Genomic DNA, 13,106 nt, shown 5'->3' on the forward strand with positions numbered 1-13,106 from the left:
GCACCACCCCGGCGGGAGAGCGTACTGACTATGGTATTTATCCATGCGGAGGCAGTACATATTATAATGTATCTCTTTGGTAGGAAAAATTACATAATTTTCCTATCGTACAACACGATGTTTACACATTCCTGTTTCGCCACATTTAGGACAGGTTAATCTGCGCTTTGTGAAGGTGTGATAACCTTTTACATAATCATTCATATTTGGAATGAAAAGTTCTTTGCAGTGAGGACATTCAAAATAGCCAGCCTTAATATCAAGCATTGCAGCCACCGCTATTCCTGCTATTGCTACTGCAACAGAAATTATAATCAACAAAATTCTTAAAATTACCGGTAGGCCGATAAAGGACGCTATTACGATAAGAGAGCAGACAGCAATAATCGTGATTATACTAGTAATGATTGATAGAGCCATTCTTTTCCTATTTACTTCATTTTCTTTCATCAAATTCATCATATTTCCTTCCGCCTTTCTTTGATAATCTGCTTTGGAAATCTTTTCGCCCGAAAGAAGGTCATTAACAGTAATCTCTAACGCATTACACAACGGTAGCATAAGAGATACTTCTGGAAGCCCTTTTCCGCACTCCCATTTGGAAATAGTTTTATCACTTATGGAAAGTGCATCAGCAAGTTGTCTTTGAGTAAGTTTTTTTGATTTTCTTGTTTCGGCTATAAATTTGCCGATTCGGATCTGATCCATCATGTGTTCTCCTTTCTGTCTACATCATAGATAATTAAGCACTGAATAACCACACACGGAACGTAGAGTTTTGCATATCTACTAAGCGTAGAGACATTAAAACTATATTTCATATCGCTTGGTCAGACAAATTATCAAGCAAGCGTTCTTTATTGTTACATTCTCCATACATAACATTAGCTTTTGTATCGTCTAATGATTTCTCAAACTGATTTTTTACAATTATACACGAAAGCATAGGTTTTATCAATTTCCTAAGCTGTTTATGTTAAAGCGGCACTCCCACATATCGCAGAAGTGCCGCTTATCGACTACGAATAAATTATCTCATGCTCTATAACTTTCCTCACACACGCCTAAATGTTGTTCATTTTTCCAATCCGTTCAAGCTGTTTTTCAGCCTTAAACTGTTCTGTTATTCCTTGCCTGTCGTCATATTTCTTTACCAACCGCGAAAACATAATCTCCCTGCAATTCATACGATTGATTTTGAAACAAGACTAAGAGCAAAATATAAAGACGGATATGTTCCCACAGAGATATTTTTAGCTATACGGCAAAAAGATAACCGTGTTGCAGGTATGATTGATTTCCGCCCCCCTTTGAAAAAAATAAAAAATATTCCCAAACAAAAAAGGATTTTGAAGATTTTTGCAGAATATATCAATTAGGGATAGTTTATCGGTGCGGTAATCCAAAGGATGGTGTTGCGCTTGACGATACGTGAGAAAATGGAACAATGGGAAACGGAGTTTTTGAGTCCCTATGCTTCTTTGAGCAGGAATTCCGAGGGCCGGGACAGGGAAGAACCTCCCTGTGACATAAGGCCTGTATATCAGCGGGACCGGGACCGGATTCTGCATTGTAAATCTTTTCGGAGACTGAAACATAAAACCCAGGTTTTTCTGACTCCGCAGGGAGATCACTACCGGACGCGCCTGACCCATACGCTGGAGGTGTCACAGATCGCCAGAACTATTTCTAAGGCGCTGCGCCTGAATGAGGATCTGACGGAAGCAGTGGCACTGGGGCATGATCTGGGGCATACGCCCTTCGGCCATGTGGGGGAATCGGTGCTGGACCGGTTGTGCAGCAGCGGCTTTACCCATTTTGAACAGAGCGTGAGGATCGTGGAAGTGCTGGAGAAGCAGGGGGCTGGCCTGAATCTGACTGTGGAGGTCAGGGACGGGATATTGAACCACCGCACGGCCGGCAGTCCACATACGCTGGAAGGAAAAGTGGTGAGACTCTCGGATAAGATCGCCTATATAAATCACGATATTGACGATGCCATCCGGGGCGGGATACTTACCGAGGAGGATATTCCGCTGGAATATCGGAAGACCCTGGGATTTACCACCAGGGAGCGTCTGAATACGCTGATTCACGATATGATTAAAAACAGCGAGGATATCGCGGATATCCGTATGTCCCAGGAAGTGGAAGAGGCGATGAAGGAGCTTCGCCAGTTTATGTTTGCCCACGTGTATACGAACCCGCGGGCCAAAGGAGAAGAAAAAAAGGCCATCAACATGTTGGAGGGCCTGTTTATGTATTATATGGAACACCCGGATCTGCTGCCGGAGCAGTTCACGAAGATGTTGAGCGCACAGTGCGGACTGGATCGGGTGGTGTGTGACTATATTGCTGGGATGACAGATCAGTTCGCGATCGCGAAGTTTACCGAATTTTATATTCCCAGTTCCTGGCAGGTGTATTAGATGTTATTTTCAGAGGAATTGATCGAAGAGGTGCGGATGAAAAATGATATCGTGGATGTCATTTCCGGCTATGTGAAGCTGCAGCGAAGAGGCAGCACGTATTTCGGGCTGTGCCCTTTTCATAACGAGAAGTCACCATCTTTTTCCGTGACCCCGTCCAAACAGATGTATTACTGTTTCGGCTGCGGAGCGGGAGGAGATGTGTTTACCTTTTTAAGAGAATATGAAAATTATACGTTTCTGGAAGCGCTGCAGGTGCTGGCACAGCGGGCCGGCATAGAGCTGCCCCAGGAGGAATATTCCCCCGAGGCGAAGAAGCAGAATGATTTAAGGAGTGTCCTGTTGGAGATCAACAAGGAGGCGGCCAGGTATTATTATTATCAGCTGTCCCAAAAAGGCGGCCAGGCCGCTCATGACTATCTGACCGGCCGGGCGCTTACACAGGAGACGATCCGCAGATTCGGCCTGGGATATTCCACGATGTACCGGGATGATCTGTACCGTTATATGAAGAAGAAGGGGTACAGCGACGGACAGCTGAAAGAATCCGGGCTGGTGACCTACGATGAGAAGCAGGGGCCCCATGATAAGTTCTGGAACCGGGTTATGTTTCCGATTATGGATGTACATCACCGGGTGATTGGGTTCGGCGGCCGTGTTATGGGTGACGCGAAGCCTAAGTATCTGAATTCGCCCGAGACCAGGATCTTTGATAAGAGCCGGAATCTCTACGGACTGGATATCGCCAAGTCCAGCAGAAAGCCTAGTCTGCTGATTTGTGAAGGGTATATGGATGTGATCTCCATGCACCAGGCAGGCTTTACCAATGCGGTGGCTTCTCTGGGAACCGCGCTGACCACACAGCATGCCAGTCTGCTGAAGCGGTATACACAGCAGGTGCTGCTGGTCTATGACAGCGACGGTGCGGGAGTCAAGGCTGCCATGCGGGCGATCCCCATGTTAAAGGAAGCGGGATTGACGGCTAAAGTATTAAATCTGAGGCCATACAAAGACCCGGATGAATTTATTAAGAATCTGGGGCCGGAAGCTTTTCAGGAGCGGATCGACCAGGCGCAGAACAGCTTTATGTTTGAGCTTTCCGTGATGGAGAATGAATACGAGATGGACAGCCCGGAGGGTAAGACCGCGTTTTACCGGGCGGTTGCTGAGAAGCTGCTGGAGTTTACAGAAGAAATCGAGAGAAATAACTATATAGAAGCGGTGGCCAAAAAATATCCCGTGGGCTACGAGAACCTGCGTAAGCTGGTGAACCAGCTGGGATTAAGCAAATCGGCCGTTTCGCCGCGGGAGCGCCCCAGACCGGCGGCGGACAGAGCCAGGAGTAAAGAAAGCGGTATGTCCACGTCAGAAAAACTGCTGCTGACCTGGCTGATCGAAGAGCCCGCGCTGTTTCAGACAGTGAAGGATTACATCGGTACAGAGGATTTCACTTATACGCTGCACCGGACGGTGGCGCAGATGCTGTTTGCCCAGTTAGAGAGCGGAGAGCTTAAGCCTGCCCAGATCCTCAGCCGGTTTGAAGAGCCGGAGGAACAGCGGGAAGTGGCTGCCCTCTTTAATGCCACCCTAAAAGATGTTAAGACAAAAGAAGAAAAAGAAAAAGCGCTGAAAGAAACCCTTTGCCGGATAAAGCGCAACAGCATCGAATACCGTTCCGATCACATGGATCTGGCGGATATCGCAGGTCTTCAGAGGATCATTGAGGACAAGCGTATGCTGGAACGCATGGAGAAACTGCATATTTCCTGGGATTAAGGATAAAATACTAACAAGCTATGGAAGGATGGAACTAAAATGGAAGAAAATATGGCGAAGTTCTCAGAACGCCTGCAGGAACTGCTGGCGATTGCCAAAAAGAAGAAAAATGTGCTGGAATATCAGGAGATCAATGATTTTTTCCGGGATATGGAACTGGATGCGGATCAGTTCGACAAGATCCTGGATTTCCTTGAGGCCAACAACATTGATGTACTGCGCATCACAGAGGACGATGACGATATCATTCTGGATGAAGAGGATGAGGTGGAAGTAGAGGACATCGACCTGACCGTTCCCGACGGAGTCAGCATTGAGGACCCGGTGCGTATGTATTTAAAAGAGATCGGTAAGGTTCCCCTTTTAAGCGCGGAAGAAGAGATAGAGCTGGCGAAGAAGATGGAGATCGGCGATGAGGACGCGAAGAAGCGCCTGGCCGAAGCCAACTTACGTCTGGTGGTCAGTATAGCGAAGCGCTATGTGGGCCGTGGAATGCTGTTCCTGGACCTGATCCAGGAAGGAAACTTAGGCCTGATCAAGGCCGTGGAGAAATTCGATTACCGGAAAGGGTACAAGTTCAGTACCTACGCGACCTGGTGGATCCGCCAGGCTATCACGAGAGCCATCGCGGATCAGGCCAGAACCATTCGTATCCCGGTGCATATGGTAGAGACGATCAATAAGCTGATCCGGGTCTCCAGGCAGCTTTTGCAGGAACTGGGGCGGGAACCTACCCCGGAAGAGATCGCAGAAGAGATGAGCATGCCGGTGGAGCGTGTGCGTGAGATCCTGAAGATTTCCCAGGAACCGGTATCTCTGGAAACACCCATCGGAGAGGAAGAGGACAGCCATCTGGGCGATTTTATTCAGGATGATAATGTACCGGTACCGGCCGACGCCGCGGCCTTTACGCTGCTGAAAGAGCAGCTGGTAGAAGTGCTGGGAACCCTTACGGAGAGAGAGCAGAAGGTACTGCGGCTCCGCTTCGGTCTGGACGACGGGCGGGCCAGAACGTTGGAGGAAGTAGGTAAGGAGTTCAATGTGACCAGGGAGCGCATCCGGCAGATCGAGGCCAAAGCGCTTAGAAAGCTGCGCCATCCCAGCCGCAGCCGTAAGCTGAAAGATTATCTGGACTAGGAGCCGACTCATGCAGTTGTCAAAACGATTATCGGCGGTTGCCGCTCTGGTAACGCCCGGAACCGTACTGGCTGATGTAGGTACGGATCATGGATATATCCCCATTGAACTGGTGGAGCGGGGAGTGATTCCACGGGCGATTGCGCTGGACGTGAACGCCGGGCCGCTTCGACGGGCAGACGAGCATATCCGGATGCATCAGCTTACGGATTACATAAAAACCCGTTTGTCAGATGGATTAAAAGAAATAAAAGAGGGGGAGGCGGATGCGTGTGTTATCGCAGGCATGGGCGGCCCCCTTACGATACGTATCCTCACCCAGAGCCGGAAGGTGGCGCAGGCCATGAGGGAATGGATTCTGCAGCCCCAGTCCGGGATCGAGGCGGTGCGCAGATTTGTGTACAGTGAGGGATTTCGCATTGTGCAGGAAGATATGGTTCTGGAGGATGGTAAATATTATCCCATGATGAAAGCAGTTGGAGGAAATATGGACCAGCCGGACGGCATATATTGTACGACAGGGTTTAAGTATGGCCCGTGCCTGCTGCGAGACAGGCATCCGGTTCTGCGCGATTATCTTCTGAAAGAACAGAAGCTTAATGAGGAGCTCTGCCGGAAGTTAAGGCGGCAGGGAGTAGGGAGACGGCTTCAGGAAGTGGAGCAGGAGCTCTCTTTGGTACGGGAAGCACTGTCTGTATTTGAATAGAAATTTGAGGTAAGAGGAAAACCCTATGAAATGTAAAGAAATCTGTGAACGGATCGAAGCCAGATATCCGGTTGCGTACGCCTGCGAATGGGATAACCCGGGGCTTCTGGTCGGAAGTTATGAGAAAGAGGTAGACAGGATCTATCTCGGCCTGGACGCCACGGAGGCTGTTATAGACGCGGCGGTGGCTGCCAGGGCGGATCTGCTGATCACCCATCATCCGATGATATTTTCGCCCCTGCGGAAGGTGAATACGGAGGATTTTATCGGACGGCGGATTATCCGCATGATCCAGGCGGATCTGTCTTATTACGCGATGCACACGAATTATGATGTATGCGGCATGGCGGAGCTTGCCGCGGCATATCTGAAGCTGACCGGGTGCAGGGTTCTGGAACCGGTAGTCTGCGGGATCAACCGCGCGTCCGGGGAGAGCCAGGGCTTTGGCAGGATCGGGGCCCTTCCGAGGAACATGACAGTGCGGGAATGCTGCGCCTATGTAAAAGATGCGTTCCGCCTGCCCAATGTCAGGGTATTTGGGGATCTTAACCGGGAAGTGGCCTGCGCGGCCGTGGCTCCCGGATCGGGAAAGAGTATGATAAAGGCTGCACTGAATGAGCAGGTTGAGGTATTGATTACCGGAGATATTGATCATCACGAGGGGATCGATGCGGTTTCCCAGGGGATGACTGTGATCGATGCCGGGCATTACGGGATTGAACACATTTTCATAGAGGATATGGAACGGTTCCTGCGGGAACAGATACCGGCGGTTGAGATCATAAAAGCGCCGGTCTGCCAGCCGTTCGAAGTGGTTTAGGCCGGACGGGGGGCCGGGTAACCAGGAAGCAAGGAAGGAAAGGATCTGGAAGGTGAGACTTATGGAGCAGGAAATGATTAGAATTACCGTAAACGGAGAAGAAAGGGAATATCCCCGGCAAACTTCATTTTTGGATATCGCCAGGGAATATCAGCCTCAATTCGAGGATGACATTCTGCTCGTTATGGCGGATAACCGGTTGAGGGAACTGCACAAGCAGTTAAAAGAGCCCTGTGAACTGTCGTTTATTACGGCCAGGGATTCCAGCGGTATGAAGACTTACCAAAGAAGCGTGCTGCTGCTGATGATCAAAGCGGTGTATGATGTCTGCGGCCATGACCAGGTGCGCAATGTCCGGGTGAACTTTTCTCTGGGAGCGGGGCTTTACTGTACCCTGGAGGCGGATACCAGCCTGACACAGGAATTGCTGGATCGGATCAAGGCGCGGATGCAGGAACTGGTGGAGCGCAAGATCCCGATCATGAAACGCTCGGTCAATACGGATGACGCGATCCGCTTGTTTGGCATTCATGGTATGTATGACAAGGAACGGCTGTTCCGGTACCGTATGGTTTCCAAGGTGAATATCTACAGCATCAATGAATTCGAGGACTATTATTACGGATATATGGTAAATGATACCGGCTATCTGAAATACTTTGACCTGTATCTGTATGATGAGGGCTTCGTCCTTCAGCTTCCGACCAGGCACGCGCCGAAGAAGGTGCCGTCCGCCAACCCTCACGAAAAACTTTTCCATGTCCTCAAAGAGTCGGAAAAATGGGGAGAGATGTTAAAGATCGGAACGGTGGGAAGTTTAAATGACCGGATCACCAAAGGGGAAATCAATGATCTGATACTCGTGCAGGAAGCACTGCAGGAGCACAAGATGTCCGAGATCGGGAAAGAGATCTGCGCCCGGCCGGAGAAGAAATTCGTCATGATCGCCGGTCCGTCCTCCTCCGGGAAAACAACCTTTGCCCATCGGCTGTCCATACAGCTGACGGCCCAGGGCCTGACTCCGCATCCGATTTCCATCGACGACTATTTCCTGAACCGTGATAAGACACCGCTGGATTCAGATGGCAAACCGAACTATGAATGCCTGGAGGCGCTTGACGTGCGCCAGTTTAACCAGGACATGAACGACCTGCTGGAAGGCAGGCAGATAGAGCTTCCGACTTTTAATTTTAAGACCGGGAAACGGGAATACCGCGGCCGGACGCTGCAGCTTGGCGAGGAGGATGTTCTGGTCATCGAGGGAATCCACGGCTTGAATGACAAACTGTCGCCTACGCTTCCGCGGGACAGCAAATACAAAATCTATATCAGTGCCTTAACCCAGTTAAACATCGATGAACACAATCGGATACCCAGTACGGACGGCCGTCTGATCCGCCGTCTGGTCAGGGACTACAGGACCAGAGGAACCTCAGCGGATGCCACTATCAATATGTGGGCTTCGGTACGAAGAGGGGAAGAAGAGAATATCTTTCCTTATCAGGAGGAAGCGGACGTTATGTTTAACTCGGCTCTCATCTATGAGCTTGCCGTATTAAAACAATATGCCCAGCCGATCCTGTTCGGAATCCCCAGGGAATCTGAAGAATATGTGGAAGCAAAACGCCTGCTTAAGTTCCTGGACTATTTTATCGGAGTGGGTACGGAGCATATACCGAAGAATTCGATTTTAAGAGAATTTGTCGGCGGCAGCTGTTTTTATGTATAAAAGCCTGCAGGAGATCTGTAGATCAAACAGCAGAGCCCTGCGGATAATTGATATTATACATGAGGAGGAGAGCGAATGAAGTGTCCATTTTGTAATCAGGAGAATACAAGGGTGATCGATTCAAGGCCCGCAGACGACAACAGTGCAATCCGCAGAAGAAGGCAGTGTGACGAATGCGGGAAGAGATTTACCACCTATGAAAAGGTGGAGACGATTCCGCTGATCGTAATCAAGAAAGATAACAACAGGGAGCAGTATGACCGGAAAAAGATCGAAGCCGGCGTACTGCGGGCCTGCCACAAACGGCCGATATCCGCAAAGCAGATCAGCGATCTGGTGGATGAGGTGGAAAACGATATCTTCAACCAGGAAGTCAGAGAGATCGACAGCAGCCTGATTGGAGAGATCGTGATGGACAAGTTAAAAGACCTGGATACCGTGGCCTATGTCAGATTTGCATCTGTTTACCGTGAATTCAAAGATGTGAACACTTTTATGGACGAGATAAAGAAAATTTTAAACTAAGAATGACTGCGGAGTGAACGCGGTTCTTAATTTAGAATTGGACAGTAAGAGGTGAAGGTGTACATGGGGATAAGACAAAACTATAAAAAAATAGGTACATTGGGTTTGACGTTTTTATTGGCAATAACCATGGCGCGGCCGGCTTTGGGGGAGTCGCCCGTCCAGTATAAGATCAGCAGCGAACCGGTGATACAGGGCAGACTTACGGCCCAGGAGAGCGGTTCTGTCCGTATGCAGCTGGCAGATGAGAGTATCTTAAGTCCGATGCCCGAGCTGCAGGAGACAAAGGAGACAGTGCGGATTCCATCCGGATTCGATTTGAGAGATGATGAGGGACGAAATGTCGTGACATCGGTGAAGGATCAGAAGGATTCGTCCACCGGCTGGACATTTGCGGCGGTCGCCTCCCTGGAATCCAACCTGATGAAAAAGGCGGAGGCGGCGTCGGAAGTGGATCTGTCAGAGCGGCATCTGGCGTGGTCCGTCTATCATGGAGAAAACGATGCGGAAGATGAGAGCGCCTATGCAGGCGGTGATACCTTTACGGTTCCGGCAAAAGCCGCAGATGCTTTTTCGGCCGGAGGCAGCAGGCAGCAGGCGGCGGTAACGCTGGCACGGTGGTATGGGGCGGCTGCGGAAAAAGACGCTCCCTACGAAGAACCGCTGGCTGCGGTGTCAGACACCACGGTTTCCCGCATTCATATGGCTAACGCCTATTACCTGCCGGAGACGGCAGTGTGGTCCGGAACGTCCTACTCCTGCGATCTGGCCGCAGCTGCGGAAATTAAGAAGTGTATGATGGAAAACGGTGCCGTAGCAGCCTCCTATTATGAGGACCAAAAGGCGAGAGCGGATTCCGAATATTACAATTTACAGACCTGTTCCTATTTCTATCCGGGCAATGAGCAGGCAAATCAGGGGATCACCATCGTCGGCTGGGATGACAGCTATAAACAGACGAATTTTACCGGAGAAAGCCTTCCGGAAGGGCCTGGAGCGTGGATTGTCAAAAACAGCCGCGGTCAAAAGACGGATCAGAACGGTTATTTTTATCTGTCTTATTATGACAGAAGCCTGTGTGATTATACGCTGTTCGAGGCAGTACCTGAGAATGATTTAAGCCCCAAAGAAGAAGTGTATCAGAATATCTATCAATACGACGGTGTCGGAACAGGTGAGCTGATGTTAACCGATGCGGCGGAACTGAAATTCGCCAATCAGTTTACTGCCCGCGGGAATGAGACCATCAAAGCGGTGGGTCTGTATACGCTGGAGGCGGATACGATGGTGGATGTCTCCGTTTACCGGTCGGCGTTAGATGGAGTGCCGGAGAGCGGACAGGAAGTATATCATCAGTCTATGATGATTCCCTACGCCGGTTTCCATACACTTCCGATGGAGAACGGCGGATTCACCGTGAAAGCCGGAGAGAGTTTTACTGTAGTCGCCTCTGCGGAAAGCGGCGGTAAATATCAGTATCTTCAGGAAGCTGCTGTGGATGGATCGAATCTGGTGCAGCTGGATTATCAGGAAGGGCAGAGCTATTACTGGTCGGCAGAGAATGATAAGTGGCAGGATGCGGTACGTCAGATGACGGTGGAGGATGTACCGGTGCAGTTAGGGAACGCCTGCATCAAGGTGTACAGTGATACAGCGCCGGATTTGGGTATCTTAAGGCTTACCATAACCGGGAAAGACGCGGAGGGAAAACGCCTGTCCCAGCAGACAGTCAGTAACCCGGATCTGGCGGGCACGAACAAGGCGGAGCTTAGCTCCTATACTTCAACTGTCGCGCTTTCGATGGAATGCCGTACGGGTAATCCTGAGAAGATCGTGATCCTGTCAGCTGACGGGACACAGTACCAGGCCGGCCAGGACATTCCCAGGAAAGCGTTTGAGCGGGGACTGTTGATTCATCTGGACTATCCAGGCGGACCTGAGAGCATGGAGTATCAGCTGGAATTTTCCGTATCAGATACGGTGCTGACCACCCCGGAGCAGGTGAAATTGACCGATGGCCATGGGGCCGTTCCGGAAGATATGGTTTTCACCTCTTCGGTAATCAGTGAGGGAAGTTTATATGAAGCGGCGTATAAGGCATTGGAGCCTGAGATACAGGGCGGTTCCTTTGTTCTCTATCAGCTCAGCGCGCAGAGGAACACGCAGAAGTATGTTCCGGGCAGATCGGTAAAACTGGATTTTCCATATTATGATACGACAGATGAGAAAAATATCCGGCTGTATTCCATATCTGCTGCTGACAGTACATCCGCCGCGGTGGACCTGACGGGTGTGAAAGACGGCCACTTAACCATAGAGACAGACCTGTTAAACGGGCTGTATGCGGTGGCAGTACGTACGAACATACCTACAGTCCCGAAGATGCCAAAGACGGTCTATGATCCGGAGCAGAAGCTTTCAGATATTACGCTGCCTGCGGTGAAAGGCGGGGTGTGGAGCTGGGTCAATGAAGATACAGTGCCCAGTGTGTCCAAGTCCTCCTATACGGCGCAGTTTACGCCTGCTCCTGGAAGCAGATATGAATCCTGCATCATGCAGATACCTCTGAAGGTGCAGAAGGCGGCGCCCGTTATAGCTAGCGCCGGCGGTTCCACACTGGTGTACGGCCAGAAGCTGGGCGAGTCGGATCTGACCGCATCCGCGTTATATAAAGGTAAGCATGTCCCGGGCAGCTTCCAGTGGAAAGATCCGATGACACTGCCAGGCGTAAACAACGAGGGTTACGGGATCGTCTTTGTCCCGGAAGACAGGGTGAATTACGAGGAAGCATATTCCACGGCTAACGTCGGAGTCCTGAAAAAGCAGATCGGGATCACGGTGGCCGATCAGATCCGTTCTTTTGGAAAAGAGAATCAGGCGTTCGAATTCAACATCAATGAAAATGCACTGGTGGGGCAAGATACCAAAGCCGATCTATATGTCACCTATCAGTGCGCGGCCGATCAGGAGACCGTGGCCGGTACCTATCCGATTATGGCGGAGGCAAGCGCGGAAAATTATAACATCTCGGTAAAACCCGGCGTGCTGAAAATAACCAGAAACATGGTAAAGCCTCTGGGTGACGGGGAAGTCCGGGTCTGTATCGTCGGAAATTTTAAAGTACAGGATACGAGACTTCTCTGTACGGATTTACCGATGGAGAGTGACGAATACCAGATGTTCAAGGAGAGAGCCGGGGACGGTATGGAACTGGTGAGCTGCCAGGAGGTCGTGCTGGATACGGAAGAATATCTGGGTAAACTAATGATTACCTTCCGGGTTGATCCGAAATACGAGGGACGAAACGCCTATATACTTCACTATGCGGATCAAAAGATGGAAGCATATGAGACTGTGGTTACAAACGCGCGGGTGTCAGCGGAGGTGGTATCCCTTTCGCCGTTTGCCGTGCTGGTATCGGAGGAGCCTGTAGTACAGGCGGCTGCGGCTGCAGGGGCAGGGACGGATGTGGCGGATGGCAAAAAGCAGGGCACCATGGATGAATCTAAAGATTCCGAGGTAACGGTGAAGCCGGTTGAGATGGATAAGAAGCTTCCGGTCTGGGTCGTTGTCGGAATACCTGCGGCTGTTCTGGCTGCTCTCCTGATCGTTGTGAGTATCGTACTGTTGAAAAGAAAACGAAGAAGGAACGAATGATTCTATGTTACAGCAACTGGTTCCCAGCCTGTACCTGACAGGAATTCCAAATTAGTCAAAAAAGCAGTGGCGCATACGGCACTGCTTTTGTTTGTTATAGAAAAACAGATATAAAAGTTACGATTCACGGCCAATTTTGGTAAATGGGGATTTTGAGAGGGGACTGGCACTTTTCGGTAGGAAAGCGAAATTTTCAAGTAACTGCGTAGAGAAAAGGGCCTGTCCCCGGATGTTGACTGTAATGGTCCATCCTTCTCGGGAAGCACTCGCTTTATTTCCCCGGATAAGCCAACATCCGGGGACAGGCCCCTTTCTCCACGCAGTTAC

The 13,106-nt window shown here is 50.2% G+C and carries 10 protein-coding genes; 9 read left to right on the forward strand and 1 reads right to left on the reverse strand.

The features are described 5' to 3' along the window. Positions 1–102 precede the first annotated feature (102 nt). Positions 103–711, reverse strand: coding sequence for a helix-turn-helix domain-containing protein (locus tag ABC831_RS17320; protein WP_343249345.1), 609 nt, complete (start codon positions 709–711; stop codon positions 103–105). A 326-nt stretch (positions 712–1,037) separates the two neighbouring features. Between ABC831_RS17320 and ABC831_RS17325 the strand changes: the two genes are divergently transcribed. The 9 genes from ABC831_RS17325 to ABC831_RS17365 all read left to right on the forward strand — a co-directional run bounded on the left by ABC831_RS17325 (position 1,038) and on the right by ABC831_RS17365 (position 12,779). Continuing rightward, a complete protein-coding gene (locus ABC831_RS17325) occupies positions 1,038–1,379 on the forward strand; it encodes a hypothetical protein (protein ID WP_343249346.1) in 342 nt (113 codons plus the stop codon). Positions 1,380–1,421: 42 nt separating this feature from the next. Then, positions 1,422–2,429, forward strand: a complete 1,008-nt coding sequence (locus tag ABC831_RS17330; RefSeq protein WP_343249347.1) for a deoxyguanosinetriphosphate triphosphohydrolase — start codon at positions 1,422–1,424, stop codon at positions 2,427–2,429. Beyond that, positions 2,430–4,205 carry a DNA primase gene (gene dnaG / locus ABC831_RS17335; RefSeq protein WP_343249348.1) on the forward strand — a complete coding sequence of 592 codons (1,776 nt, stop codon included), beginning with the start codon at positions 2,430–2,432 and terminating at the stop codon, positions 4,203–4,205. A 39-nt stretch (positions 4,206–4,244) separates the two neighbouring features. Beyond that, positions 4,245–5,342, forward strand: a complete 1,098-nt coding sequence (gene rpoD / locus ABC831_RS17340) for an RNA polymerase sigma factor RpoD (protein WP_158347664.1) — start codon at positions 4,245–4,247, stop codon at positions 5,340–5,342. A gap of 10 nt (positions 5,343–5,352) precedes the next feature. After that, a complete protein-coding gene (locus tag ABC831_RS17345; protein WP_343249349.1) occupies positions 5,353–6,048 on the forward strand; it encodes a tRNA (adenine(22)-N(1))-methyltransferase in 696 nt (231 codons plus the stop codon). 25 nt (positions 6,049–6,073) lie between these two features. After that, entirely contained in the window at positions 6,074–6,868 is a 795-nt protein-coding gene (locus tag ABC831_RS17350; protein ID WP_343249350.1) for a Nif3-like dinuclear metal center hexameric protein, read from the forward strand. Between the two features lie 73 nt (positions 6,869–6,941). Beyond that, positions 6,942–8,597, forward strand: a complete 1,656-nt coding sequence (locus ABC831_RS17355; protein WP_343249351.1) for a nucleoside kinase — start codon at positions 6,942–6,944, stop codon at positions 8,595–8,597. Between the two features lie 75 nt (positions 8,598–8,672). Further along, a complete protein-coding gene (nrdR, locus tag ABC831_RS17360) occupies positions 8,673–9,122 on the forward strand; it encodes a transcriptional regulator NrdR (protein ID WP_158354034.1) in 450 nt (149 codons plus the stop codon). Positions 9,123–9,185: 63 nt separating this feature from the next. Then, positions 9,186–12,779, forward strand: coding sequence for a lectin like domain-containing protein (locus tag ABC831_RS17365; RefSeq protein WP_343249352.1), 3,594 nt, complete (start codon positions 9,186–9,188; stop codon positions 12,777–12,779). Positions 12,780–13,106 lie beyond the last annotated feature (327 nt).

It is taken from the genome of Diplocloster hominis, from assembly GCF_032380655.1.
Lineage (GTDB): Bacteria > Bacillota > Clostridia > Lachnospirales > Lachnospiraceae > Diplocloster > Diplocloster hominis.

Excerpts from the sequence above, each read along its gene's own strand:
- ABC831_RS17320 (WP_343249345.1), bottom strand. The coding sequence starts at position 711 with ATGATGGATCAGATCCGAATCGGCAAATTTATAGCCGAAACAAGAAAA.
- ABC831_RS17325 (WP_343249346.1), top strand. The coding sequence starts at position 1,038 with ATGCTCTATAACTTTCCTCACACACGCCTAAATGTTGTTCATTTTTCC.
- dnaG (WP_343249348.1), top strand. The coding sequence starts at position 2,430 with ATGTTATTTTCAGAGGAATTGATCGAAGAGGTGCGGATGAAAAATGAT.
- rpoD (WP_158347664.1), top strand. The coding sequence starts at position 4,245 with ATGGAAGAAAATATGGCGAAGTTCTCAGAACGCCTGCAGGAACTGCTG.
- ABC831_RS17345 (WP_343249349.1), top strand. The coding sequence starts at position 5,353 with ATGCAGTTGTCAAAACGATTATCGGCGGTTGCCGCTCTGGTAACGCCC.
- ABC831_RS17350 (WP_343249350.1), top strand. The coding sequence starts at position 6,074 with ATGAAATGTAAAGAAATCTGTGAACGGATCGAAGCCAGATATCCGGTT.
- ABC831_RS17355 (WP_343249351.1), top strand. The coding sequence starts at position 6,942 with ATGATTAGAATTACCGTAAACGGAGAAGAAAGGGAATATCCCCGGCAA.
- nrdR (WP_158354034.1), top strand. The coding sequence starts at position 8,673 with ATGAAGTGTCCATTTTGTAATCAGGAGAATACAAGGGTGATCGATTCA.
- ABC831_RS17365 (WP_343249352.1), top strand. The coding sequence starts at position 9,186 with ATGGGGATAAGACAAAACTATAAAAAAATAGGTACATTGGGTTTGACG.